The organism is Sphingobium sp. FG125 (genome assembly GCF_057809795.1).
In genome coordinates this window covers 83133-107070 of sequence record NZ_JBMDKQ010000003.1, presented here as the reverse complement: position 1 = coordinate 107070, position 23938 = coordinate 83133, and the positions used below count along the sequence as shown (strand labels likewise).

Here is a 23938-nt window from a genome sequence, read left to right as displayed (position 1 = left end):
GCAGTCATGGCAACCACCAACAATGTAGGCCGCATTTCGCAGGTCATCGGCGCTGTCGTCGACGTGACCTTCCCCGATGCGCTCCCGTTCATTCTTTCGGCGCTGGAAACCAGCAATAACGGCCAGCGTCTGGTGCTGGAAGTCGCCCAGCATCTGGGTGAAAACACCGTCCGCACCATCGCGATGGACTCGACCGAAGGCCTGACCCGTGGCCAGGAAGTGACCGACACCGGCGCGCAGATCAGCGTCCCCGTCGGCCCCGCCACGCTCGGCCGCATCCTCAACGTCGTTGGCGAACCGATTGACGAGCGCGGCCCGGTCGCGACCGAAATGCGCTCGCCCATTCATGCCAAGGCGCCTGAGTTTGTCGACCAGTCGACCGAAAGCTCGATCCTGGTCACCGGCATCAAGGTCATCGACCTTCTCGCCCCCTATGCCAAGGGCGGCAAGATCGGCCTGTTCGGCGGCGCAGGCGTGGGCAAGACGGTTCTTATTCAGGAACTGATCAACAACATCGCCAAGGGCCATGGCGGCACGTCGGTGTTTGCGGGCGTGGGTGAGCGGACCCGTGAGGGCAACGATCTCTATCACGAATTCCTCGACGCCGGCGTCATTGCCAAGGATGCCGATGGCAACGCCATCTCCGAAGGCTCCAAGGTCGCTCTCGTGTACGGCCAGATGAACGAGCCGCCGGGCGCGCGCGCCCGCGTCGCCCTGTCGGGTCTGACCATCGCGGAATATTTCCGCGACGTCGAAAATCAGGACGTGCTGTTCTTCGTCGACAATATCTTCCGCTTCACCCAGGCGGGCGCGGAAGTGTCCGCTCTGCTCGGCCGCATTCCCTCGGCCGTGGGCTATCAGCCGACCCTGTCCACCGACATGGGCCAGTTGCAGGAACGCATCACCTCCACCAACAAGGGGTCAATCACCTCGGTGCAGGCCGTTTACGTTCCCGCGGACGACTTGACCGATCCGGCACCGGCAACCTCGTTCGCGCATCTTGATGCGACGACCGTTCTCAACCGTGCGATTTCCGAACTGGGCATCTACCCGGCGGTCGATCCGCTCGACTCCACCAGCCGCGTGCTGGAGCCGCGTACCGTGGGCCAGGAACATTATGACACCGCCCGCGCGGTCCAGTCGATCCTGCAAAAGTACAAGTCGCTGCAGGACATCATCGCCATTCTGGGCATGGACGAGCTGTCCGAAGAGGATAAGCTGACCGTCGCCCGCGCGCGCAAGATCCAGAAGTTCCTGTCGCAGCCCTTCCACGTCGCCGAAGTCTTTACCGGCATCAGCGGCAAGTTCGTGGCGGTCGAGGATACGGTCAAATCGTTCAAGGCGGTGGTCGATGGCGAATATGACCATCTGCCCGAAAACGCCTTCTACATGGTCGGCGGCATCGACGAGGCCATCGAAAAGGCCAAGAAGCTGGCTGCCGAAGCGGCGTAAAAAAGAAGATAGCCCCTCCCTTTCAAGGGAGGGGTTGGGGTGGGTCGCGAGCGAAGTGAGCGTCGACCTATCCCGACAGGTTGCTGGCGATTGCTACGCAATCGCACCCACCCCCAACCCCTCCCTTGAAAGGGAGGGGGGAGTCTGTTTGATGGCACTGCATTTTGAACTCGTGACCCCCGAAAAGCTCTTCCGGTCGGAGGATGTCTATCAGGTCGTGGTGCCCGGCACCGATGGCGACTTCGGCGTGCTGGAGGGTCATGCGCCCTTCATGTCGACCGTGCGCGACGGCAGCATCCAGATTTATGCGACCGCAGGGTCCACGCCGGAAATCATCCCGGTCGAGGGCGGCTTTGCCGAGGTCAATGAAAAGGGTCTGACCGTCCTGGCCGAAAAAGCCGGCTGATCACGGCACCTGACAACCGGCCCAACGCGGCGCGGTCATCCAGAGGGGCGCTCGACAGCGCCCCTTTTTTGTTGGGCGGTCACGTCATGTCCAAAATCCTCCCCCAGCGGGGGAGGGGGACCGTTCGCGAAGCGACTGGTGGAGGGGTGTCACCCTATCCCTCCGTCTGGCCTTCGGCCATCCACCTCCCCTTGCAGGGGAGGATGAGCTTTGTTCAAAACGCCAAGGCGGATTTGCAAACTTCATGATCGCGTTTTTGCTGGGCGGCTATTCGTAAAAGGGCCGGATTTCGATCTCGCTGGGTCTAGGCATCGGGTTGGGGCAGCGCTTGGCCCAGGCGACCGCTTCGTCCATATCCGCGACATTCCAGAGCCAGAAACCGGCCACCTGATCGCGGCTGGGCAGGAACGGACCATCAATCACGCTGCGATCCGTGCCGTCGAACGCGATCCGCTTGCCCTGCGATGTAGGGGTCAGGCCATCGGCAGCAACCAATATGCCAGCGTCGCGCAATGCGTCATTATAGTGACCCATCGCGGCCATCATCTCGCTCGTCCAGGGTTCGGGGAACAGGCCGGTTTCGCTATCCGGCGTCGCCTTCACCAGCACCATCACACGCATTGTTTGCCTCCCGATCGCTCATGACAGTCTCCGCAATCGGCGGACAGGCCGCAACAATTTTTACGCATCAGCAATCGCCGATTGCCGCGCCTCCCCCGCCTTGCCATGAACAGGGCCGATGACTGCCCCGCCCCCTGCCCGTGCATCATTCCAGCGCCCTTTGCCCGGCAGTTGGCTGACAGCCCTGCTGGTCGGCTGGCTGGGCGTCGATCAGTTGCTGCTATGGCGCTTTCTGGATGTCATGCCGCTCTGGGCCTATGGGTTGGGCGCGCTGCTGGTAGCGGCGCTCTGCGTTGCCGTCGTCCGGTCGGCGCGCAGCTTTGCCGGGCCAACGCCTGCGACATGGCTGATCTGCATCGGCGTCGCGACGACGCTGCTGGCATTGGGGGGAGAGGGCCGCTTCTTCTACGCCAATATCGACTGGCAGGTGCGGTTTGCGGTGCTGCGCGACATGAGCATCAATCCCTGGCCCTTCGTTTATAGCGCACGCGGCGAAGCGGAGTTGCTGCGCGCGCCGATCGGCATGTTCCTGATGCCTGCACTGGCGGCCAAGGCGCTGGGCGGGCGCGCCGCCGACATCGCGCTGCTGGTCCAGAACAGCCTGCTGCTCGGCACGTTGCTGGCTTTGGGGTCCACCCTATTTGCGACGCGCCGCGCCAGGCTGATCGCGTTGGTCGTCGTCATCGGGTTCAGCGGTCTCGACGCGCTGGGGCGCATCCTGTTTCGCGGCGGGCTGTCGGATCATCTCGAAAACTGGGCATATCTCCAATATTCATCGACCATCACCCTCGCTTTCTGGGTGCCGCAACATGCCTTGGCGGGCTGGATCGGCGCGCTCGGCTTCCTGCTGTGGCGGGCGGAGAAGCTGCCGCTCGGCGTCTATCTAACGCTGCTACCGCTGACCGCACTCTGGTCGCCGCTGGGGCTGATAGGGGCAATGCCATTTGCCGCACTGGCGGGGATAAGAAGTTTGCGAGCAGGCGCGATCCGCCCCGCTGACATCGTCCTCCCCGCGCTCACCACCCTTCTCTGCGTCCCCGGCCTGCTCTATCTCAGCGCAGCGGGCGATGGGGTCGGCGTGCGGCTGATGGCGCTGTCGCCGCTGCAATGGGGGCTGTTCGAGTTGCTGGAGGTGCTGGTCTATGTCGCGCCGCTGGCGCTGCTGGTCCATCGTCCGCGCTTTGGCCGCGACACGCTGGCGATGCTGACATTGTGGCTGATCGCCATTCCCTTCGTCCAGATTGGCGCGTCCACCGATTTCATGATGCGCGGATCGATCTGCGCATTGACGATATTGGCGGTGATGGTCGCAGACGCCCTTCTTCGCACACCCCGCGCGCGCGTGCCGCTGGTCGTGCTGCTGGCGATCGGGTCCGTCACTGGCATTGTGGAAATCCGCCGGGCGCTGGCGCACCCCGCCGCGCCGCAGGTCCGGTGCAGCCTGTTCAAGGCATGGCACCAGAGTTTTGGCGATTTTCCAATCAATTCCTATGTCGCGCCGCTGGACAAGATGCCGTCACTGGTGCGGCCCGCCAACCCCGCGCCGGTCAGTGCCGCCGACCCCGCGCGCTGCTGGGACGGGCCGTGGCACCATCCCGACGATCCGTCAGGCTGACAAGATCGCGTAGAGCGACAGGCCGATCGGAAAACGCACGCGGCCGAGCAGATGCTGTTCCCAGCCGAAAATCCGCCGCAACACACCATTGACCGGTGGCGATGGCTGCGCGTCCAGTCCGCCCTTGCGCCCCAGCAGCCGATGCGCGGTGCGCGTCGCAACGGCGAGCGGAAAGAGCAGGCTGTTGAAATAGCCGATCGCCTCGACCTTCAGTCCAGCCTCCTGCGCCACCTTCCGCAGCCCGGCCAGCGTATAGCGGCGCTTATGATGGTGCAGCACGTCATGGTCGGACCAGAGCCATGGCACCGCCGGGACGGTCAGCAAGATCCGGCCCCCGTCTGCCAGTCGCGCGCGCAATGCCGCAAGCGAAGCACGATCCTCCTCCACATGCTCCAGCACGTCGAGCAGCGCGATCAGGTCATAGCGGGCGCCGTCAAAACCGATCCGGTCGGGCAGCATTCCCGGCTCGATCCGGGCGATGCCGCGTTCGCTGGCGTGGCAGCGCGCGTCATCATCATATTCCAGCGCATCGACGCTGCCATGGCGCGCCAGCATCGCCAGATTGCCGCCGGTGCCGCAGCCCGCTTCCAAAATGCGCGCGTCGGCGCGCGGCGCGATCCGGGTGCGGATCAGCGCGTCCAATATAGCGCGGCGGGCGACGAACCACCAATGGCTCCCCTCCTGCGCGCTCAGGCTCGCATAGGCTGATCGGTCCATTCATCCTCATCCCTGATTGGCGTGGCGACCGGGGCCACCGGCGCAGCGGACTGGTCCGCAACCACATAGAGCGGCCGCTGCCGCACTTCGCGCGCAACCCGGCCGAGATATTCGCCGATGATCCCCAGGCTGAGCAGATTAAGCCCGCCCAGCCCCAGCACCGCGACCATGATAGAGGCATAGCCGGGCGTATCGACCCCGGTGATGATCGTATGCGCGACCAGAAAGGCGGCATAGGCAAAGGCCAGGCAAGCAATGCCGCCGCCGATATAGGACCAGATGCGCAGCGGCATGGTGGTCGACGCGGTAATGCCGTCGATCGCCAGCGACCAGAGCTTCCCCAGCCGCCATTTGCTCGTCCCTGTCCCGCGCGCGGCGCGTACATAATCGACCGTGGCGACGCGAAAGCCGATCCAACTGAACAGCCCCTTGTTGAACCGCGCCTGTTCGCCCAATTGCTTGATGACATCCACGGCCTGCCGATCAAGCAACCGGAAGTCGCCGACATTTTCGGGGATGGGATAATCGGACAGGCGGTTGAGCAGGCGGTAAAATCCGCGCGCGCTCGTCCGCTTGAACCAGCCATCGGTCGAACGGTCGGTGCGGCGGGCGTTCACCACCTGCGCACCGGCCAGCCAGTGGCGGACCATGTCGACGATCACCTCTGGCGGATCTTGCAGATCGACGTCGATCGGTATCACCGCGTCGCCGCGGGCATGGTCGATCCCGGCGGCAAGCGCCGCTTCCTTGCCGAAATTGCGCGACAGGGTGATGCAACGCACATCGGGGTTCAGCCGCGCCAATATCGCCAATATGTCGCCGGTCCGGTCGCTGCTGCCATCATTGACGAACAGATATTCGGCCCGCGCATCCGCGCCGATCAACGCCAGCGCCTGCCCCACCGCCGGACGCGCCGCCTCCAGAAACAGCGACAGGCTGTCCTGTTCATTATAGACGGGGATGACGATCGACAGGGTGCGCATGGGCGCGATGATCCTCACGGAAAAGCTGCCTCTGCTATCGGCCATAATGGTTAATGGAATGTAAGCGCGCGCCGCCATCCTCACGCTTCATTTACCATATTGCGCCATCACCGGCCCATGCGCGCCATCGCCTCCCTTGCCAGCCGCCATCCGGTCTGGACCCTGACCCTGCTGGGGTGTGCGGTGATGCTGCCTGCCCTGCTATGGGGACCGGGCGCGACGCACAGCCATCTCTATAATCATATGTGGACCCGCCATTTTGGCGAGCAGATGGCGGCGGGGCATCTCTATGAACGCTGGCTGCCGCGCAGTTTCGAGGGGCTGGGCAGCCCCACCTTCTATTTCTACCCGCCGCTCGCCTATTGGCTGTCGGGCGGGCTGAACGCGATCGGCCTCACCGTGGGCCAAGCGATCACCGGTGCTGGCCTGCTGCTGATGATCGCGTCGGGGCTGACCATATATGCGTGGCTGGCCGAGCGCGGGACGAGGCCGCTCTTGGGCGCGGCGCTCTATATGGTTGCGCCCTATCATCTGTTCGACCTCTATGTCCGTGGCGCGCTGGCGGAATTTGCCGGGTTCGTCTGGTTGCCGTTGATCGCACTGGGCATCCACTGGCTGCCGTCGCGACGCGGGGTGGCGCTCCTCGCCAGCGCCTATGCTGCGCTGATCCTGACCCATTTGCCGCTGGCGACGCTGACCGGCCTGTTCCTGATCGCGCCGCTAATGCTCCAGCGGATCATGCAGGATCGCACGACATTGCTGCCGGGTCTTATCGCCGGGCTACTCGCCTTTGCGCTTGCCGCTTTCTATCTGCTGCCCGCCGCGACGCTCCAGTCGCATATGTCCACGGCTTTGCTGTGGACCGGCAAATATCAGGCGAGCGGCTGGTCGATCTGGCGCGAGGATATCGAGCTGTTCCCCTGTATCGCGCTGGGCCTCGTCCTGCTCGCCTGGCGCGCGCGATCGCTATGGACCGCGATCACGGTCGGCACCGCATTGGCGGCGGTCAATCTGATCCCCTTGTTGTGGAGCATCGACCTGCTCGACAAGGTGCAATTCCCCTGGCGCATATTGGCGATCACCGAATTTGCCGCCGTCACGGCGATTGCCGCCTGCCCGCCCCGCCGCATCATCGCGATCGGCGCGGGCGTGGTGCTGGCTTTCCCGCTGCTGCTCACCGGCCTGATCGCCAGCGCCCTGCTGCACATGCCGGTCGATTATGCCCGGATCGATCGACACCAGCCCGACGCGCCGGAATATCTGCCCGCAGGGTTCGACGCTTCACTGGTCGATCGGGTCGATCGCTGGACTGACCTTGGCCGCTATGCCAGCCTCCCGCGCGGCGACAGCATCACCGTTGCTCGCCCTGGCCCCGTGACGATCGGCCATGCCGCTTTCCCGATCTGGCAGGTGACCCGCAATGGGCAGGCGGTGGCGAGCCACGGCCCGCTGATCCGTTTTTACGCCCGGCCCGGCACCTATCGCATCGAACGGGTGCGGCTGTGGCAGGAAAAAGTCGGCGCGGCGATCAGCCTGATCGCGCTGCTGGGGCTGGCGCTGCTGATCCGTCGCCGCCGCATTAGCCATTTGTCAAAGTTTCCATCTTATTCACCTTCCCAAGCCCTATCTGATCGGCCTTCTTTCGGGCGGCTTCGATCGCGAATTACTGGCGGAGACCTATGAGCGCCTTTGGACGGAAAAATGGACCTGCTGGCATCAAGCCCGGCTTTGGCGTCGCCCGGCCGATGCAGGGCGGCGGCGCGCCCAAGGACGAACCGCGCGGCGGTGACCAGTTCCCCCCGCTCGACATCGCCGCCTTGCCCGGCGAAACCAGCTTCGATCCGCTCACCGCGCCGACCAGCCAGATGCAGCGCAATGCCGATGCGATCCAGCGCCTGTCCGACCGCGCCAATCACGAACATGTAGCCGACGCGGGGCCGCAGGGGTTTGAAGCCAGCGTCCACAAGATCAAGGAACAGGTGCTTCCCCGCCTGCTGGAGCGAGTCGATCCTGAAGCCGCCGCAACCCTGACCAAGGATGAGCTGGCCGAGGAATTTCGCCCGATCATCATGGAAGTGCTGGCGGAGCTGAAGCTCACCCTCAACCGGCGCGAACAGTTCGCGCTGGAAAAGGTGCTGGTCGATGAACTGCTGGGCCTGGGGCCGCTGGAGGAATTGCTGTCCGACCCGGATGTGACCGACATCATGGTCAATGGCCCGGACCAGACCTATATCGAAAAAAAGGGCAAGCTGATCATTGCTCCGATCAAGTTTCGGGACGAGGAGCATCTGTTCCAGATCGCGCAGCGGATCGTCAGCAAGGTCGGTCGCCGCGTCGACCAGACCACCCCGCTGGCCGACGCCCGCCTGCCCGACGGCAGCCGCGTTAACGTCATCGTGCCGCCGCTGTCCCTGCGCGGCACCGCCATCTCGATTCGTAAATTTTCGGCCAAGCCGATCACCATCGACATGCTGGCCCAATGGGGCGCGATGAGCCCCAAAATGGCGACCGCGCTCAAGATCGCTGGCGCCTGCCGCTTCAACATCGTCATTTCGGGCGGCACCGGTTCGGGCAAGACGACGATGCTCAATGCCCTGTCGAAGATGATCGATCCGGGTGAGCGCGTGCTGACGATCGAGGATGCGGCCGAATTGCGGCTGCAACAGCCACACTGGCTGCCGCTGGAAACCCGCCCGGCCAATCTGGAGGGCAATGGCGCCATCACCATTGGCGATCTGGTCAAGAACGCCCTGCGTATGCGCCCGGACCGCATCATCCTGGGCGAAATTCGTGGCGCGGAATGTTTCGATCTGCTTGCCGCGATGAACACCGGCCATGACGGCTCCATGTGTACGCTCCACGCCAACAGCCCGCGTGAGTGCCTGGGCCGTATGGAAAATATGATCCTGATGGGGGACATTAAAATCCCCAAGGAAGCCATTTCCAAGCAGATCGCCGACTCGGTCGATCTGATCATCCAGGTCAAGCGTCTGCGCGACGGTTCGCGCCGCATCACCAACGTGACCGAGGTGATCGGCATGGAAGGCGACGTCATCGTCACCCAGGAATTGTTCAAATTCGAATATCATGACGAGGATGACAGCGGCAAGATCGTCGGCGAATATCGGTCGATGGGCCTGCGTCCCTACACGCTGGACAAGGCACGCATGTTCGGCTTCGACCAGCCGTTCCTGGAAGCCTGCCTGTAAGGAATCATGGCTGGCGGGGATTTCCCCTCCAGCCCCCTTGCTTCCAATCGCTACGACCGGCACACCCCTCTCCTGACCTATCAAGAGAGGACTGCCGATGAACCGTCTCGCCCGTGCCGGACTGCTGCTGACCGGCCTTGCCCTGCCCGCTTTGCCCCTGCTGGCCCAACATGCCGGCCATGGCGATCATGCCGCGCACAAGGCGGCAGACCCGATTGCCGCCGCCGTCGCCGCGCCCAGCCGCACGCCAACCAATGTGCCGCGTGACGCATATCGCCACCCGGCTGAAACATTGGCCTTTTTCGGTGTGACACCGACCCAGACTGTGGTGGAATATTCGCCCAGCGGTGGCTGGTATACCGAAATATTGGCGCCGTTGCTGCGCGATCAGGGCAAATTCTACGCGCTGCAACCCACCGGTCGCTATCTGGACGGCTACAAGACATTCCTGGCCGCCAAGCCAGCCGTCTATGACAAGGTGACGGTGGTTCCCTATCCCGAAGAGACCGCGACGATCCCCGCCAACAGCGTGGACACAGTGCTGACCTTCCGCAATGTCCATAATATGGTGATGGGCGGCACGGAAGCGGCGACCTTCGCGGCCTTCTTTGCGATGCTCAAGCCCGGCGGCACGCTGGGCGTGGTCGATCATCGACTGCCCGAAGGGCGCGACAGCGCGCTGGAAAAAACCAGCGGCTACCTCAAAGTCTCGACCATCCGCCGCATCGCTGAGGCCGCCGGTTTCACTTATGTCGGCGCGTCGGAAGTGAACGCCAATCCCAAGGATACGGCGGATTGGGCCAACGGCGTATGGACCCTGCCCCCTGTGCTGACCAACAAGGATGTCGATCGCGACAAATATCTGGCGATCGGCGAGAGCGATCGCATGACGCTCAAATTCGTCAAGCCGCTGTAAATAGACCCAACCCGGTTGCGCCACGGCGCAACCGGGTTAAGGCGGAGCGGTGACGCCGTCCCCGCCCCAATCCCGACCGCATCGGCCGCTCTTTGCCATCGGGCTGCGGCTGACCGCCGTCATCTGTCTGTCGATCATGTTCGTGACCGTGCGGGTGGTCGATGGGCGGGGCGTGCATGTCGTCGAATCGCTTTTCTATCGCCAGGCGCTCGCCCTGCCCTTCGTGCTCGGCTGGGTGGCGATGGCCGACGGACTGCGCACCGTGCGCACCAACCGCATCCGCGTCCATGCCAGCCGCATGATGCTGGGGCTGAGCGGCATGTTGCTCAATTTCCTCTCCTATATCCTGCTGCTGCCCGCCGAAGCCGCAACGATCGGCTTTACCATGCCGATCTTCGGCACGATCCTGTCGGCGCTGATCCTGCGGGAGGCGACGGGCGTCCATCGCTGGGCCGCCGTGCTGATCGGCTTTGTCGGCGTGCTGGTGATGATCCGGCCCGATGCCGGCCATTTCCCGCTACAGGGGGTCGCGGTCGCCATCGCCGCCGCCTTCGTGACGGCCAGCGTCAGCCTGGTGCTGCGGGAACTTGGCCGGACCGAAAGCGCGGGCGTGGTGGTGTTCTGGTTCACGACGCTGTCGATGATCCCGCTCGGCATCGCCATGCCCTTCTTCGCGCAGATGCACGATCCGGTCACATGGTGGCTATTGCTGCTGATCGGCCTGTTCGGCGGCATCGCCCAGCTGTGTCTGACCGCAGCCCTACGCTGGGGGCCGGTATCGGTAGTGCTGCCGATGGACTATAGCGCGATCATCTGGACGACGCTGCTGGGCCTTGCGATCGGCGAGCCATGGCCGCTGGCGACGACCTGGATCGGGGCAAGCCTGATCATCGCCAGCGGTCTCTATATTGCCTGGCGCGAACATATCCGCGGCAAGGCGGCGCGGATCAGGACAACAGCTCTGCATCCAGGCTGATGTCGGCCTTGAGCAATTTGGAAATCGGGCAATTGGCCTTGGCCTTGCCCGCCAGATCCTGAAATGTCGCATCATCCACGCCGGGGATGCTGGCCTTGAGCGTCAGATGGCTGGCGGTGACGGCAAAACCATCGTCCAGCTTTTCCAGCGTGACGACCGCCTTCGTATCCATCTTGGATGCGGTCAGCCCGGCTTCACCCAGGATCAGCGACAGCGCCATGGTGAAGCAGGAGGCATGGGCGGCGGCGATCAGTTCTTCGGGGTTGCTGCCCGGCACGCCTTCAAAACGGGTGGCAAATCCATAGGGATAGGCATCCAGCGCACCGCTCTGGGTCGATATCGCGCCCTTGCCGTCCTTCAGCCCGCCGCTCCATACCGCTGATCCGCTGCGATTGATCTTCATGACTCTATCTCCTGCTCTTGCGCACAAGGAACCCGCGGGCAGCCGCGTAGTTGCATCCTTATGATCCTTCTTGTGCAGGAGAGTGACAATGTCCGACGCAACACTGGAAAATCATGGCGAGCTAATCGCATCCGATCGGGTAGAGGGCACCGCCGTCTATAACCGGCAGGGCGAAAAGCTCGGCAAAATCTCCAACTTCATGGTCGACAAGGTTACAGGGCAGGTCCGTTATGCGGTGCTGTCCTTTGGCGGCTTTCTGGGCATGGGGCATGACCATTATCCCCTGCCCTGGTCGATGCTGAATTACGACACGCAGCAGGGCGGCTATGTGGTCGATCTGGACCGCAAGCTGCTGGATGAAGCGCCGCGGCACATGGCCGACGAACGCCCCGATTATGACGATGGCTATGGCCGCAACGTCTATCAATATTATGGTCTGATCTACCCCTGGTAAGGGCTGGCTGGCTGGCTGGCGGACGGGCGGTGGCGGCAAAGCCACTTGCCCGCCTGCGCTTTCCGGTCGCCCAGATTTCGACACATTTTGTCGCTTGTCCATTGTCTACCATAACAATAGAATTATCCTCATGTCCTGGATAGACAGGATGAGGATCAGACCATGGAGCGATTCGGATTTTCGGGTGACACGCGCCAGCCGGTCGTGCTGACCATCCCTGGCCTTAACAATAGCGGGCCGTGCCATTGGCAAAGCCTGTGGGAGGAAACACGCGGCGATTGCGAGCGGGTTGATCTGGGCAGCTGGGCCAGCCCCAACCGCAATGCCTGGGTCACGCGGCTGGATGCAGCGATCCGCGCCGCCAACGGCCCGGTCATATTGGCCGCCCACAGCCTGGGCTGCATGGCCGTCGCCTGGTGGGGTGCTTTGCAAAGCCAGGCTTATGGCTGGCCCGTGACCGGCGCGCTCTTGGTTGCGCCGCCCGATTGCGACCGGATGGAAACGCCCGAAACGATTGGCGGCTTTGGCCCTACCCCGCGCGCGCCGCTGCCCTTCCCGTCCATCCTGGTGGCCAGCCGGGACGACCCTTACATCTTCTTCGAGCGCGCCCACAGCATTGGCAAATATTGGGGCAGCGAATTTGTCGATGCAGGCCATGTCGGTCACATCAACGCCGATTCGGGCCTTGGCCAATGGACGTTTGGGCAGGGACTGCTCGAACGGTTGATCGACAATGCCCAGGCACAGGCGTCCGCCATGCGCCAGTCCCGTCCAGCCATTCCGCTCGCGCGGCAGACGCTGATCTCTGCGGGCCTTCGCGCCCATTTGTGATCTTTGAACCCCAAGGGGCGCGACAAGAGAAACTTGAGCGCCCCTTATATTTACTTTTTTGTCTATCAATTTAGTTGAGATAATGTGCGGAAAGAGGTACGCATGACTGACACAAGACCAACTGACTTCCGCAACGGTCGCACCGACGCACAACGGTCCGACATCACGATCAGCATCGACAAGGTGCGCGGCGTGTTGGCGGGCCTGAAATTCGGATCGATCACGCTGACCGTCCATGACGCCCGCGTGGTCCAGATCGATGTGACCGAAAAGACGCGCCTGACCAGCTGACAGCGGAGGGCGAGTAAACGGGGCTACCGGGTCATCATGACCCAGGCGGCAAGGGGGTGAGCCGCACTATTGAGCGTCACCCTGAAATTACAGGCTTTGACCGGGCCACCGGAAACGCCGCGATCGATTCAACACCGGACCGCCGGAAAAGGGGACCAATATGATTGCGCGTTTTCTGTTGCTTGCCAGCGTGGCAAGCACCTCCTTCATCACGCCTGCCGCCTTTGCACAGGACACCACGCCGCAGCCGGTCGACCCGGCCGCGCAAACGCAGAACCCGCGCAGCGACGTCATCGTCGTGACCGCCCGCCGCCGTCAGGAAAGTGCGCAGCAAGTGCCACTGGCCATTTCCGTGGTCCGTGGCGACAGCATTGAAGCGACCGGCAATTTCAACATCGTCAAGCTGCAACAGCTCGCGCCTACCTTGCAGGTTTACACCACCAACCCGCGCAACACCTCGGTCAACATTCGTGGCCTTGGCGTGCCATTCGGCCTGACCAGCGACGGCTTTGAACAGGGCGTCGGCATCTATGTCGACGATGTTTATAACAGCCGCGTTGCCGCCGCGACATTCGACTTTCTCGACGTCGCGCAGGTCGAAGTGCTGCGCGGGCCACAGGGCACGCTCTATGGCAAGAACACCACGGCAGGCGCGATCAACATCACGACCAACCAGCCGACCTTCAATTTTGAGGGCCGCGCCGAACTGACTGTCGGCAATCTCAACCTCAAACAGGCAAAGGCCGCTGTCTCCGGTCCTCTGTCCGACACGGTCGCCGTGCGCATTGCCATGGCATCGACCAGCCGTCGCGGCACACTCTACAATGTGACAAGCCAGCGCTGGATCAACGAACAGGATAATCTTGGCCTTCGCGGTCAGTTGCTGTTCAAGCCGAGTGACAATTTCAGCATCACCCTGTCGGGCGACTACAGCAAGCAGGACCCCGAATGCTGCGGCACGACCTTTGTGCGCGTCGGTCGCACCCAGCGCCCGCTCAATCGCCAATATGACGCACTCGCCGCCGCGCAAAATTATGTCGTCCCCAGCCGCAATCCCTATGACCGGCTGACTGATCTGGATAGCAACCTAAACGCTGGCAACAAGATTGGCGGCGTGTCGGCCAAGATCAAATGGGATGTTGGTCCCGGCACCCTAACTTCCGTCACGGCCTGGCGCTTCTGGGACTGGAAGCCGGAAAATGACCGCGACTTTACCGGCCTGTCGATCGTCTCGAAATCGCAAAACCCCTCACAGCAGGACCAATATAGCCAGGAATTCCGCTATAATTACGAAAGCCAGCATGTCGATTTCGTCCTCGGCCTGTTCGGCTTCAAGCAGCGGATCGACACGCAAGGCACCGAGCAGCAGGGCAACGCCGCTGCGCAATGGAGCCTGGCACCATCGACCGATCCGGCCAATCCAGCCAACATCCCGGCGACGCTGGCAGGCCTGACCGCTAGCAACACCCAATATCTTAAGGCCGACAGTGCCGCCCTGTTCGGTCAGCTGAGCTGGAAAGTAACGGACGCCCTGACGATCCAGCCGGGCCTGCGCCTGAACTATGACAAGAAATCGGGCTTTTATCAGCGCGTCGTCACCAACGCCCAGGGGCAGGCCATCAGCTGCACAACCGTCGCTGAACCGGGGACCATCAAGGGGACCACCCAGCAATGTGGCGTCTATCAGCCACAGGTCAGCGCGCCCTCCGACAGCGCATGGAATTTCACCTACGACTTCAACATCAATTACAAGATCGCCCGCGACGTGCTGGCCTATGCGACCTATGCCAAGAGTTTCAAGACGCTGGGGATCAACCAGAACGGCCTGCCGCTCAACGCCGACAATAGTGTCAATTATGACGCCAGCACGGTGAAGCCGGAATCGGTCAACCATTATGAAATCGGCCTCAAGACCCAGTTCTTCGATCGCCGGGCGACCTTCAACCTCACCGCCTTCCGCACCGACATCAAGAATTTCCAGGCAACGGTGAATGGCGGCCAGTTCGGCACGGTGCGCGGCTACCTCGCCAATGCGGGCAAGGTCCGGTCGCAGGGGATCGAAGCAGACTTCAAGATCGTCGCCAGCGACCGCTTCACCGCCTATGCCAATGGTGCCTATACCGACGCCAAATATAAGAAGTTCGTGGACGCGCCCTGCCCACCCGAATTGTCGGGCGGCACGTTCCAGGCGGCCAATGCGACGCCGGACTATTCGCAGCCGGGCGTTCCGGGCGCGCTCAGCCCGCGCCAGTGCGACATTTCCGGTGCCGACCTGCCCGGCGTATCCAAATGGGCCTTCTCCTATGGCGCGGAGATCAACCAGCCGATGACGCTGCTGGCGAAGGAAGGACAGGTCTATTTCGGCGTCGATGGCAATTACCGATCGCACTGGAACAGCAACGCCTCACCGTCCATCTACACCAACGTCAAGGGCTATGCGCTGACCAACTTCCGCGCCGGTTTCCGGGGCGAAGGGTTCGATGTGTTCGGCTGGGTCCGCAACGCGCTCGACGTCGATTATATCGAAACCCTGCAGGTCGCGCCTGGCAACACCGGCCTGATCGCCGGCCAGCCCGGCGATCCGCAAAGCTGGGGCGGCACGATCAAATTCAGCTTCTGATCCCCAAATTATCCAGCTCACCCCCGGCGGGGTGGCAGCAATGCCGCCCCGTTTGCGTTGTGGGGCGCAATAGACTATATATGGTCCGAATTTGATCAAGGATCACCATCATGCGCTATTCCACCCGGATCAAACCGATCAGCTATTTCAAGGCAAATGCCGCCGAAATCCTCGCCGACCTCAGCGAGGGTGCCGAACCGATGATCCTCACCCAAAATGGCGAGGCGAAGGCCATCGTGCAGGACATTCGCGATTATGAAAAGATCCAGGAAACATTGGCGATGCTCAAGATACTGGCGTTGGGAATGGAAGATTTAAGAGCCGGTCGTACCATCCCTTGGGAACAAGCAGTGGAACAGCTGAAATCCCGGCGTCACGCCGAAGATGACTGACGCGCCCTACAAGGTGATCCTGACCAGGGCCGCGCACGCCGATTTGCGCGCGATCCACGCCTATATGGCAGAGGTCCGATCCGTAGAAGCAGCCGATGAACTTCTGAGCCAATTGAACGAGCGTGTTCTCGCGTTGCGAAACTATCCGCTGCGTGGGTCCATTCCGCAGGAACTGGAGGCTTCCGGCACCAAGGAATGCAGGCAAATTGTCCATCCGCCCTATCGCCTCCTGTACAGCGTCGTGGACGACATCGTCCTCATCCTCATGATCGCCGATGGCCGCCGTGATATGCAAGCACTGTTGAGCCAACGCCTGCTGGGCCAGTAAGACCACCCCTGCTCCTCCGGCATTTGCGCGCCGCGCCACGGTGCGGTAGAGCGCCCCCATGTCCACGACCTTCACGCTCGACACCTCGACCAGCCGCGCCAATCCCACCCCTGCGCCGATGAAGCGCCTGACCGTGCCCGCCATCCAGCGGCGCAAATTTGAGGGGAAAACCGCAGAGCCGCTGGTGATGCTGACGGCCTACACCGCGCGGCAGGCGCAATTGCTCGACCCGCATTGCGACATGCTGCTGGTCGGCGATTCGCTGGGGCAGGTGATTTACGGCCTGCCCTCCACCCTCGCCGTCACACTCGACATGATGTGCGCCCATGGCGCGGCGGTTGTGCGCGGCAGCTATCACAGCGTCGTCATCGTCGACATGCCGTTCGGCAGCTATGAAGCCTCGCCGCAGCAGGCCTTTGCCAGCGCCAGCCGCATCATGGCGGAAACCGGCGCGGCGGCGGTCAAGCTGGAAGGCGGGCAGGTCATGGCGGAAACGATCGCCTTCCTCAGCCAGCGTGGCATCCCGGTCATGGCCCATGTCGGCCTGACCCCGCAGGCGGTCAACGCGCTCGGCGGCTATGGCGCGCGGGGAAAGAGCCAGGAAGAACATGCCAAGATCATGGCTGATGCCCGCGCCGTCGCGCAGGCGGGCGCCTTTGCCCTGGTGCTGGAAGGGGTGATGGAGGACCTCGCCGTTGCCATCACCGACAGCGTCGATGTGCCGGTGATCGGCATTGGCGCGTCGGCCCATTGCGACGGGCAGGTGCTGGTGACCGAAGATATGCTGGGCATGTTCGAACGGGTGCCGCGCTTCGTCAAACGCTTCGACAACATCGCGCAAACCATCACCAGCGCAGCAGAGCGTTATGCCGCCGATGTGCGGGCGCGCAGCTTTCCGACCGAAGAACAGGTCTATCGCCCGAAAAAGTGATTTGCCTGTGGCATAAGCGCCGCTATTGATCGCGCCTTCTGCCTGCCTGTTTTTGATCCATGTCCCGGAGAATATCGTGGCCCTGACGCCGCAAAATAGCGAAGCCTTCATGCGTGAAGTCGATGAAGCGGTCCGTCAGGACCAGCTTTTGACCGTATGGCAGCGCTATGGGCGCTGGATCCTGGTCGCGGTCGTCGTCGGTCTGGCGGCCTTTGGCGGCTGGCTCTACTGGCAACATCATAGCAAGACCCAATCAGAAGCCATGTCGGAACAGATGGACGCCGTGCTGGCGACCGCGACCGGCGGCGGCACGCCCGATGCCAAGCAGCTGGACGCACTGACCAAGGCCAGCCAGCCGGGCTATCGCGCCTCGGCGCTGCTGGTGCAGGCCGGCACCGCTTCGCGCAAGGGCGACGCCAAGGGCGCCATCGCGCTCTATGGCGCGATGGTCGCCGATACCGGGCTGGACCAGCCCTATCGTGATCTGGCGCTGATCCGCCAGACCGCACTGCAATTTGAAACGCTAAAGCCGCAGCAGATCGTCGATCGCCTGAAACCGCTGGCGATCGAGGGTGCGCCCTGGTTCGGCAGCGCGGGCGAGCTGGTCGCCATCGCCTATATGAAGATGGGCAAGAATGACCTCGCCGGGCCGCTGTTCGCCGGAATCGCCAAGGACGCCAATGTGCCCCAGTCGATCCGTTCACGCGCGCGACAGATGGCAGGTTTATTTGGGATCGACGCGGTTGAATTGCCCGCTGATCCGGCACAGGGATGAATGAGCGCATGGGAATGGACAGCATGAAGAATAAAGCGCCCATTGGCCGCGCCGTAACGCTCACCCTGATGATCGCGCTGCTGGCCGGCTGCGGCATTGTCGGCGGCAAGAAGGGCGGTCCCAAGACCCCGGTGCTGGGCAATCGCGTGTCCATCCTGAACAATGAACAGGGTGTCGAGGTTGAACCGGCCCTGGCCGACGTGCCGGTCAGCCTGCCCGCCCCCTATGTCAACGAACAATGGGCGCAGCCGGGCGGCGACCCGTCCAAGGCGATGGGCAATGTCTCACTGGGCGGATCGCCCACGCAGGTGTGGAGCGCCTCGATCAAGGGCAGCTCGCCGCAGGCGCGCCTTGCCGCGTCGCCGGTCGTGTCGGGCGGCAAGCTGTTCGTGACCGACGCGGGCGCCCATGTCATCGCGTTTGACGCGGCGAGTGGCGGCAAATTATGGCAGACCAGCCTGCCTGCCGAGGGCAAGGGCAATGGCCGTTCGCTTTTCGGCGGCGGCGTCAGCGTGCTGGGCGACCGGGTGTTCGCCAGCACTGGCCTTGGCGACGTATTCGCGCTCAACACCGCCGACGGGGCGATCATCTGGAAGAAGCATCTGGCCGGGCCGCTTCGCGGCGCGCCGACGCTGGAAAATGGCCATGTCTATGTGATGGGTCAGGACAATCAGATTTTCGCGCTGAACCAGTCCGATGGCGAAACCCAGTGGACCGACAGCGGCACGTTGCAGGTGACCGGCGTGTTCGGCGTCGCCGCCCCCGCAGCCGCCCAAGGCACGGTGATCGCAGGCTACAGCTCCGGCGAACTGACCGCCTATCGTTATGAAAATGGCCGCACCCTGTGGGGCGACGCCCTCTCGCGCACCAGCATTTCGACCGCCGTTGCATCGCTGACCGACATTGATGCCGACCCGGTGATCGACCGTGGCCGCGTGTTTGCGATCGGACAGGGCGGTCGCATGGCTTCCTATGAGCTGACCAGCGGCCAGCGCCTGTGGGAAATCAATATTGCGGGCATTTCCACCCCGTCGGTGGTCGGCGAATGGGTGTTCGTCGTCACCAGCGACGCCCGCCTGCTTTGCGTCGCGCGCGCCACCGGCAAGATCCGCTGGGTCAGCCAGCTGCGCCGCTGGCAGAAAGAAAAGAAGAAGGACAAGGCGATCCGCTGGACCGGCCCTGTTCTGGCGGGCAATCGCCTGATCGTCGTGTCCACACGCGGCCAGATGGTCTATGTCGATCCCACCAACGGCAGCGTGCAGGCCGAAGTGGACATGGATCGCTCCATGTCGCTCTCGCCCATCGTCGCCAACAACATGCTTTATCTGCTTGCCGATGATGGAAAATTGACGGCACTCCGCTAAGAGCAACACATATGCTAGTGTGCTCCCGCGAAGGCGGGAGTCCAGTTCCACCATTCGGACTGGACTCCCGCCGTCGCGGGAGCACGGCGTTTGTCGATTTTGAATTTGTCAGAAGGAAACGGGCCTCCATGCTGCCCACAGTAGCCATTGTCGGGCGGCCCAATGTGGGCAAGTCCACCCTCTTCAACCGCCTGGTCGGCAAGAAACTGGCGCTGGTCGATGACCAGCCCGGCGTCACCCGCGATCGGCGGGAGGGCGAGGCGCATCTGCTTGGCCTGGACTTCATCATCGTCGATACCGCTGGTTATGAAGATGAGGACGCCAACAGCCTGCCCGGCCGGATGCGGATGCAGACCGAGGCGGCGGTCGAAAATTGCGACCTGGCCCTATTCATGATCGACGCACGCGCGGGCATCACCCCGCTGGACGAGGAAATCGCCCGCTGGCTGCGCGCCAATGACGCGCCGGTCGTGCTGGTCGCCAACAAGGCGGAGGGCAAGGCCGCCGATGATGGCGTGATGGAATCCTTCAGCCTGGGGCTGGGCGAACCGATCCCCTTTTCCGCCGAACATGGCCAGGGCTTGGCCGACCTGTTCCAGGCACTGCTGCCGCATCTGGAAAAGGAAGATGACGAGCCGCACGAAAAGGAATTTTACGAGGATGACGAGAGCGCGCCGCTCAAGCTCGCCATTGTCGGTCGCCCCAATGCGGGCAAATCCACGCTGATCAACCGCCTGCTGGGCGAAAACCGCCTGCTGACCGGGCCGGAAGCGGGCATCACCCGCGACAGCATCGCCGTCGACTGGATGTGGATCAGCGACGAAGGCCAGGAACGCCCTGTCCGCCTGATCGACACCGCCGGTATGCGCAAACATGCCAAGGTGCAGGACAAGCTGGAGAAGCTGGCCGTTACCGATGGCCTGAACGCTGTGAACTTCGCCGAAGTCGTCGTGCTGCTGCTCGATTCGACGCGCGGGCTGGAGGCGCAGGATCTGCGCATCGCCGACAAGGTGCTGGAGGAAGGTCGCGCGCTCGTCGTCGCGCTCAACAAATGGGATACAGTCGAACATGGTTCGGCCCTCTACCAGGGCATCAAGCAGGCGCTGTTCGACGGCCTAGCGCAGGTGCGCGGCGTGCCGATCATGACCGTGTCGGCGGCAACCGGCAAGGGGCTGGACGACCTGATCCGCGTCGCGTTCGAAACCCGCACCACCTGGTCGAAGCGCGTGTCCACCGGCGTCCTCAACCGCTGGTTTGAAAGCGCGCTGGAGGCCAATCCGCCGCCAGCGCCCGGCGGCAAGCGGATCAAGCTGCGTTACATCACCCAGGCCAAGACCCGTCCCCCCGGCTTCATCCTGTTCGGCACGCGGCTTGACGACCTGCCCGAAAGCTATCGCCGCTATCTGGTCAATGGCATCCGCAAGGAACTGGGCTTTGGCGCGGTGCCGGTGCGATTGACGCTGCGCAGCGCCAAAAACCCGTTCGGCAAATAGGCGCGATGGCCGACCCGGTCATCGTCCATGCGCGCGGCATGAAATGTCCCTGGCCCGCCCTGCGCGCGGCACGGGCCATGCGCGATACGCACGCTATAGTGATCGAAGCGGACGACCCGATTGCCGGGCGCGAACTGGAAGCGCTCGCCCGGCAGCATGGCTGGTCCTTTGCCGTGCTTGCTCCCGATCGGTTTGCATTGGCAATTAAATCCTCCCCTGCAAGGGGAGGGGGACCGTTTGCGTAGCAAATGGTGGAGGGGTGTCGCCCTCTCGATAGGGTGACACCCCTCCGCCTGGCCTGCGGCCATCCACCTCCCCCGCCGGGGGAGGATGAGCGTCGTTCAAAACGCCAATGTCTGTTTGCAAACTGCATGATCGCCTTTGCATCGCGCCGAATTGAAGCGAACAATCCATTGCTCTTCGCCACGCTTTAACGCTCTGTTTACGCGCACCGCCTATTTTCTTGCCTGTAGAGCAAGGAGTGGCACGGGTGCCCCATCAAGAAACCGATCTGGTGAACTGGAGCGATTTTGCACGCACCCGCGGTGAGCTGGGTACGGCATTTCTGCGCATCCTTGGCTATTTCCGTGAAGATGGTGTCAAATCCATCAGCGCGATCGAGGATGCCTTTCGCGCCCGCAATGCCGCCGCGCTGGTGACGCCCGCCCATACGCTCAAGGGCGAATCGGCGCAATTTGGCGCCTATCGGCTGAGTGCCATGGCCGAAGAAATTGAGATGGTCGCCCGCCGCTGCGTGGAAACGCGGGAAAGCCCGGACGAACTGATCGAAACCGTCGTGGCGCTGCGCCCCTGTTTTTCTGAGACGATGGCGCTGCTGGACCGCGACGCCAACCCGCTGGTGGCGCGTCGTCCGGTGACATTTGGCCGTCGCGCGGACACCCCGGCACAGGGCTTTGGCCGCGCCGTCTGATTTTTCCGTATTGAAATAAAACCCACTATGCCCCCATATGGTGGGCATGACACGCTTTTCCCTGCTCGACCTGGTCCCCGTCCGTGAAGGCGACAACGTCGCAACCGCGCTGGCCAACGCCGCCGACCTTGCCGCCCATGCAGAAGCGCTGGGCTATCATCGCTACTGGGTCGCCGAACATCATGGCGCGACCGGCATCGCATCGGCTGCAACCTCGGTCGTGCTGGCGCATATCGGCCATGCCACCTCCACCATCCGCATCGGCGCAGGCGGCATCATGCTGCCCAACCACGCCCCGTTGCTGATCGCCGAACAGTTTGGCACGCTCTCCGCGCTGTTTCCCGGTCGGATCGATTTGGGGCTGGGCCGCGCACCGGGCTCCGACCAGCGGGTGGCGCAGGCGATCCGCCGAAATCTGGCTGGTGGAGCGGACCAGTTCCCGCGCGACGTGATGGAGTTGCAGGCCTATTTTGCAGGCGACGAGCGGCTGGGCATAGAGGTGACGCCCGGCGCGGGTGAGGATGTACCACTGTGGATATTGGGGTCCAGCCTCTATGGCGCGCAACTCGCCGCCGCGCTGGGGCTGCCCTATGCCTTCGCCTCCCACTTCGCGCCGGGCGCGCTGGACGAGGCGATCGCGATCTACCGCCGCGATTTCCGTCCGTCGGCGCAGCTCAAATATCCCTATGTCATGGCGGGCTATAATGTCTTTGCCGCCGACAGCGCGGACGAAGCGCAATTGTTGGCGAGTTCAATGCAGCAGGCTTTCGTGCGGCTGCGCACCGGGCAGACAAGCAAGCTCCAGCCCCCGGTGGAAGGCTATTATGACAGCATGCCACCGCCGACACAGGCCATGCTGTCCGATGTGCTGAGCGCGTCCAGCATCGGCACGCAGGCCGATGTCGAGCGCGACATTGCCGCCTTTCTGCGCCGCACCCAGGTTGATGAGTTGATCCTCACCGGCCAGATCTACGATGTGCAGGCGCGCAAGCACAGCTTCGCTATCGCCATGGCCGCCGTGCAGGCGCTTACCGCCCGCGAACCGGCCTGAGGCGTCCGCCACTCAGCACCGAAGCTGCGCCGGGCGCGATCCGGCGCAGCAGCGTGGCGATCAGCATGACCGCGCCCAGCACCAGCAGCGGCTGGATCAGCAGATAGACTGGATAGAACGGCGATCCGAGCGGCCCGAACATCTGGCCCAGCAATGGCCCAAACAGCCAGATCAGGATCAGGTGCGCGCAGAAGAGGAAGAAGGCGAACGGCTCGATCCGCAGCAATACGCCACGCACACCGCTCCCCGCCAGCGCCCAGGCCAGCCGCCAGAAGGCGAGAGCCGCCGCGATCCGCACCGCCAGATCGATGGCATTGCGCACCGGCAGAGGCGGCAATTCCGCCAGCCCGACCATCACATGAAGCTGGACGCTGATCAGCAGCGCAAAGGGCAGCACTGCTACCCCCAGCGGCAGTGCAATCGCGCGCCGCTCCCACCCGCCACGCCGGGCAAGGATGCCGAGCGTGAAGAAGCACAGGATCGATGCCCGCATCAGCACCGGCGGTCCCAGTCCTGCGACATGCGCCGCTACCGCCGCCATGACCACCAGCCACAGCGCCGATCCCGGCGATCGCACCAGCAGCGGTGCGGCAACCATGCACAGGAACAGGTCGCGCAAAAACGGCATCTGGACATTGATGTCAGGATTGCGGCTGACGATCAGCACCTCCTCCACCACCCACCAGGGCGACGTCGGCACCGGCGCGCTCAGCGACGCGAAATAGGCCGTGCCCGACACCAGCAGGATCGCCAGCCCGTTCCACAGGATCATCGGCAACGCTATCGTCCGCGCCTTGCGCCGGACATGACCCGACCAGTGCCGCGCGCTCTCCGACCCGGCGATCAGCCAGCCGGAAATCAGCCCCAGCAGCGGCACCGCGCTGCGCCCGAATATCTCCATCAGCGCCCAGCGCAGACTCTCCTGCCCAGTGCCGCGCAGCGCGTCGAGCGCCTCGCCATTCTGCCCGGTCCAGGCATGGACATAGACGACGCCAAGGATAGAGATGACACGGGCTATGGCGATCGCGTCGGAGCGACGCGCTCCATCGGCCACTATCGTTTCGGACAAGCAAAGATCCTGACTGTTACGCGGCAATAATGCGCCAACTGGCCCGCTGTTCCGCGCTGCCTGATGTCGATCCGTTTCGGACCTGTGTCTACCGCGCATTAACCCTGTGC

25 protein-coding genes are annotated in these 23938 nt (G+C 63.2%); 20 read left to right on the top strand and 5 right to left on the bottom strand.

Translation table 11 applies throughout. The annotated features are described in order from the left end of the window. Nucleotides 1–6: 6 nt before the first annotated feature. Together atpD and ACODSR_RS03715 are read left to right on the top strand one after the other, a co-directional pair. Entirely contained in the window at nucleotides 7–1452 is a 1446-nt protein-coding gene (gene atpD / locus ACODSR_RS03720) for a F0F1 ATP synthase subunit beta (protein WP_119747278.1), read from the top strand. A 151-nt stretch (nucleotides 1453–1603) separates the two neighbouring features. Continuing rightward, the gene (locus ACODSR_RS03715; protein WP_006951519.1) at nucleotides 1604–1858 is read left to right on the top strand and encodes an ATP synthase F1 subunit epsilon; all 255 of its coding nucleotides are present in this window, start codon (nucleotides 1604–1606) and stop codon (nucleotides 1856–1858) included. 267 nt (nucleotides 1859–2125) lie between these two features. Here ACODSR_RS03715 and ACODSR_RS03710 read toward each other — a convergent pair whose 3' ends face one another. Continuing rightward, a complete protein-coding gene (locus ACODSR_RS03710) occupies nucleotides 2126–2479 on the bottom strand; it encodes a YciI family protein (RefSeq protein WP_489073828.1) in 354 nt (117 codons plus the stop codon). Between the two features lie 118 nt (nucleotides 2480–2597). Here ACODSR_RS03710 and ACODSR_RS03705 point away from each other — a divergent pair, with 118 nt between their 5' ends. Continuing rightward, on the top strand, nucleotides 2598–4094 hold the full coding sequence (locus tag ACODSR_RS03705; protein WP_489073826.1) for a hypothetical protein: 1497 nt from the start codon (nucleotides 2598–2600) through the stop codon (nucleotides 4092–4094). Here the strand turns inward: ACODSR_RS03705 and ACODSR_RS03700 are convergent. Beyond that, nucleotides 4086–4811: a class I SAM-dependent methyltransferase gene (locus ACODSR_RS03700; RefSeq protein ID WP_489073824.1), complete on the bottom strand. Its 726-nt coding sequence runs from the start codon at nucleotides 4809–4811 to the stop codon at nucleotides 4086–4088. The two genes, ACODSR_RS03705 and ACODSR_RS03700, sit on opposite strands and share 9 nt — an antisense overlap. After that, nucleotides 4784–5794 (bottom strand): glycosyltransferase family 2 protein, encoded by a 1011-nt coding sequence (locus ACODSR_RS03695; RefSeq protein WP_489074158.1) that lies wholly within the window; start codon nucleotides 5792–5794, stop codon nucleotides 4784–4786. Before ACODSR_RS03695 ends, ACODSR_RS03700 begins: the two co-directional genes overlap by 28 nt. A gap of 117 nt (nucleotides 5795–5911) precedes the next feature. Between ACODSR_RS03695 and ACODSR_RS03690 the strand changes: the two genes are divergently transcribed. From ACODSR_RS03690 to ACODSR_RS03675, 4 genes are all read left to right on the top strand, one after another. Then, on the top strand, nucleotides 5912–7477 hold the full coding sequence (locus ACODSR_RS03690; protein WP_489073822.1) for an integral membrane-like protein: 1566 nt from the start codon (nucleotides 5912–5914) through the stop codon (nucleotides 7475–7477). Then, the gene (locus ACODSR_RS03685) at nucleotides 7474–9003 is read left to right on the top strand and encodes a TadA family conjugal transfer-associated ATPase (protein WP_119747268.1); all 1530 of its coding nucleotides are present in this window, start codon (nucleotides 7474–7476) and stop codon (nucleotides 9001–9003) included. The genes ACODSR_RS03690 and ACODSR_RS03685 overlap by 4 nt, the downstream gene beginning before the upstream one ends. Before the next feature lie 97 nt (nucleotides 9004–9100). Then, complete coding sequence (locus ACODSR_RS03680) at nucleotides 9101–9919, top strand: class I SAM-dependent methyltransferase (protein ID WP_489073819.1); 819 nt, start codon at nucleotides 9101–9103, stop codon at nucleotides 9917–9919. A gap of 97 nt (nucleotides 9920–10016) precedes the next feature. After that, the gene (locus tag ACODSR_RS03675; RefSeq protein WP_489074156.1) at nucleotides 10017–10895 is read left to right on the top strand and encodes a DMT family transporter; all 879 of its coding nucleotides are present in this window, start codon (nucleotides 10017–10019) and stop codon (nucleotides 10893–10895) included. Here ACODSR_RS03675 and ACODSR_RS03670 read toward each other — a convergent pair. Beyond that, nucleotides 10867–11298: an OsmC family protein gene (locus tag ACODSR_RS03670; RefSeq protein WP_294136863.1), complete on the bottom strand. Its 432-nt coding sequence runs from the start codon at nucleotides 11296–11298 to the stop codon at nucleotides 10867–10869. The two genes, ACODSR_RS03675 and ACODSR_RS03670, sit on opposite strands and share 29 nt — an antisense overlap. A gap of 88 nt (nucleotides 11299–11386) precedes the next feature. On the opposite strand from ACODSR_RS03670, the gene ACODSR_RS03665 reads away from it, so the two are divergent. The 13 genes from ACODSR_RS03665 to ACODSR_RS03605 all read left to right on the top strand — a co-directional run bounded on the left by ACODSR_RS03665 (nucleotide 11387) and on the right by ACODSR_RS03605 (nucleotide 22759). Next, on the top strand, nucleotides 11387–11752 hold the full coding sequence (locus tag ACODSR_RS03665; protein ID WP_489073817.1) for a PRC-barrel domain-containing protein: 366 nt from the start codon (nucleotides 11387–11389) through the stop codon (nucleotides 11750–11752). Nucleotides 11753–11914: 162 nt separating this feature from the next. Then, entirely contained in the window at nucleotides 11915–12583 is a 669-nt protein-coding gene (locus ACODSR_RS03660) for an RBBP9/YdeN family alpha/beta hydrolase (RefSeq protein WP_489073815.1), read from the top strand. 102 nt (nucleotides 12584–12685) lie between these two features. Next, the gene (locus ACODSR_RS03655; RefSeq protein ID WP_294136866.1) at nucleotides 12686–12874 is read left to right on the top strand and encodes a YezD family protein; all 189 of its coding nucleotides are present in this window, start codon (nucleotides 12686–12688) and stop codon (nucleotides 12872–12874) included. Nucleotides 12875–13034: 160 nt separating this feature from the next. Further along, nucleotides 13035–15494 (top strand): TonB-dependent receptor, encoded by a 2460-nt coding sequence (locus ACODSR_RS03650; protein WP_489073812.1) that lies wholly within the window; start codon nucleotides 13035–13037, stop codon nucleotides 15492–15494. 110 nt (nucleotides 15495–15604) lie between these two features. Then, complete coding sequence (locus tag ACODSR_RS03645) at nucleotides 15605–15886, top strand: type II toxin-antitoxin system Phd/YefM family antitoxin (RefSeq protein ID WP_489073810.1); 282 nt, start codon at nucleotides 15605–15607, stop codon at nucleotides 15884–15886. Then, nucleotides 15879–16214: a type II toxin-antitoxin system RelE/ParE family toxin gene (locus tag ACODSR_RS03640; protein WP_489073808.1), complete on the top strand. Its 336-nt coding sequence runs from the start codon at nucleotides 15879–15881 to the stop codon at nucleotides 16212–16214. The genes ACODSR_RS03645 and ACODSR_RS03640 overlap by 8 nt, the downstream gene beginning before the upstream one ends. 58 nt (nucleotides 16215–16272) lie before the next feature. Beyond that, nucleotides 16273–17145, top strand: coding sequence for a 3-methyl-2-oxobutanoate hydroxymethyltransferase (gene panB / locus ACODSR_RS03635; protein ID WP_489073806.1), 873 nt, complete (start codon nucleotides 16273–16275; stop codon nucleotides 17143–17145). Between the two features lie 76 nt (nucleotides 17146–17221). Further along, nucleotides 17222–17920, top strand: coding sequence for a tetratricopeptide repeat protein (locus tag ACODSR_RS03630; RefSeq protein WP_489074154.1), 699 nt, complete (start codon nucleotides 17222–17224; stop codon nucleotides 17918–17920). 14 nt (nucleotides 17921–17934) lie between these two features. Next, nucleotides 17935–19284 (top strand): outer membrane protein assembly factor BamB family protein, encoded by a 1350-nt coding sequence (locus ACODSR_RS03625; protein WP_489074152.1) that lies wholly within the window; start codon nucleotides 17935–17937, stop codon nucleotides 19282–19284. A 128-nt stretch (nucleotides 19285–19412) separates the two neighbouring features. Beyond that, entirely contained in the window at nucleotides 19413–20777 is a 1365-nt protein-coding gene (der, locus tag ACODSR_RS03620) for a ribosome biogenesis GTPase Der (protein ID WP_489073804.1), read from the top strand. Nucleotides 20778–20782: 5 nt separating this feature from the next. Continuing rightward, nucleotides 20783–21022 (top strand): sulfurtransferase TusA family protein, encoded by a 240-nt coding sequence (locus tag ACODSR_RS03615; RefSeq protein ID WP_489073802.1) that lies wholly within the window; start codon nucleotides 20783–20785, stop codon nucleotides 21020–21022. Nucleotides 21023–21267: 245 nt separating this feature from the next. Next, the gene (locus tag ACODSR_RS03610) at nucleotides 21268–21708 is read left to right on the top strand and encodes an Hpt domain-containing protein (protein WP_489073800.1); all 441 of its coding nucleotides are present in this window, start codon (nucleotides 21268–21270) and stop codon (nucleotides 21706–21708) included. Nucleotides 21709–21754: 46 nt separating this feature from the next. Next, nucleotides 21755–22759, top strand: a complete 1005-nt coding sequence (locus tag ACODSR_RS03605) for an LLM class flavin-dependent oxidoreductase (protein ID WP_489073798.1) — start codon at nucleotides 21755–21757, stop codon at nucleotides 22757–22759. Here the strand turns inward: ACODSR_RS03605 and ACODSR_RS03600 are convergent. Beyond that, a complete protein-coding gene (locus ACODSR_RS03600) occupies nucleotides 22737–23828 on the bottom strand; it encodes an acyltransferase family protein (RefSeq protein ID WP_489073796.1) in 1092 nt (363 codons plus the stop codon). The genes ACODSR_RS03605 and ACODSR_RS03600 overlap by 23 nt on opposite strands. Between the last annotated feature and the right edge of the window lie 110 nt (nucleotides 23829–23938).

Bases quoted from the DNA above. Each gene is read 5' to 3' on its own strand.
- ACODSR_RS03695 (WP_489074158.1), bottom strand. From the start codon at position 5,794: ATGCGCACCCTGTCGATCGTCATCCCCGTCTATAATGAACAGGACAGC.
- ACODSR_RS03715 (WP_006951519.1), top strand. From the start codon at position 1,604: ATGGCACTGCATTTTGAACTCGTGACCCCCGAAAAGCTCTTCCGGTCG.
- ACODSR_RS03615 (WP_489073802.1), top strand. From the start codon at position 20,783: ATGGCCGACCCGGTCATCGTCCATGCGCGCGGCATGAAATGTCCCTGG.
- ACODSR_RS03680 (WP_489073819.1), top strand. From the start codon at position 9,101: ATGAACCGTCTCGCCCGTGCCGGACTGCTGCTGACCGGCCTTGCCCTG.
- ACODSR_RS03690 (WP_489073822.1), top strand. From the start codon at position 5,912: ATGCGCGCCATCGCCTCCCTTGCCAGCCGCCATCCGGTCTGGACCCTG.
- ACODSR_RS03645 (WP_489073810.1), top strand. From the start codon at position 15,605: ATGCGCTATTCCACCCGGATCAAACCGATCAGCTATTTCAAGGCAAAT.
- ACODSR_RS03685 (WP_119747268.1), top strand. From the start codon at position 7,474: ATGAGCGCCTTTGGACGGAAAAATGGACCTGCTGGCATCAAGCCCGGC.
- panB (WP_489073806.1), top strand. From the start codon at position 16,273: ATGTCCACGACCTTCACGCTCGACACCTCGACCAGCCGCGCCAATCCC.
- ACODSR_RS03640 (WP_489073808.1), top strand. From the start codon at position 15,879: ATGACTGACGCGCCCTACAAGGTGATCCTGACCAGGGCCGCGCACGCC.
- ACODSR_RS03700 (WP_489073824.1), bottom strand. From the start codon at position 4,811: ATGGACCGATCAGCCTATGCGAGCCTGAGCGCGCAGGAGGGGAGCCAT.
- der (WP_489073804.1), top strand. From the start codon at position 19,413: ATGCTGCCCACAGTAGCCATTGTCGGGCGGCCCAATGTGGGCAAGTCC.
- ACODSR_RS03660 (WP_489073815.1), top strand. From the start codon at position 11,915: ATGGAGCGATTCGGATTTTCGGGTGACACGCGCCAGCCGGTCGTGCTG.
- ACODSR_RS03670 (WP_294136863.1), bottom strand. From the start codon at position 11,298: ATGAAGATCAATCGCAGCGGATCAGCGGTATGGAGCGGCGGGCTGAAG.
- ACODSR_RS03665 (WP_489073817.1), top strand. From the start codon at position 11,387: ATGTCCGACGCAACACTGGAAAATCATGGCGAGCTAATCGCATCCGAT.
- ACODSR_RS03650 (WP_489073812.1), top strand. From the start codon at position 13,035: ATGATTGCGCGTTTTCTGTTGCTTGCCAGCGTGGCAAGCACCTCCTTC.
- ACODSR_RS03625 (WP_489074152.1), top strand. From the start codon at position 17,935: ATGGACAGCATGAAGAATAAAGCGCCCATTGGCCGCGCCGTAACGCTC.
- ACODSR_RS03705 (WP_489073826.1), top strand. From the start codon at position 2,598: ATGACTGCCCCGCCCCCTGCCCGTGCATCATTCCAGCGCCCTTTGCCC.
- ACODSR_RS03655 (WP_294136866.1), top strand. From the start codon at position 12,686: ATGACTGACACAAGACCAACTGACTTCCGCAACGGTCGCACCGACGCA.
- atpD (WP_119747278.1), top strand. From the start codon at position 7: ATGGCAACCACCAACAATGTAGGCCGCATTTCGCAGGTCATCGGCGCT.
- ACODSR_RS03605 (WP_489073798.1), top strand. From the start codon at position 21,755: ATGACACGCTTTTCCCTGCTCGACCTGGTCCCCGTCCGTGAAGGCGAC.
- ACODSR_RS03710 (WP_489073828.1), bottom strand. From the start codon at position 2,479: ATGCGTGTGATGGTGCTGGTGAAGGCGACGCCGGATAGCGAAACCGGC.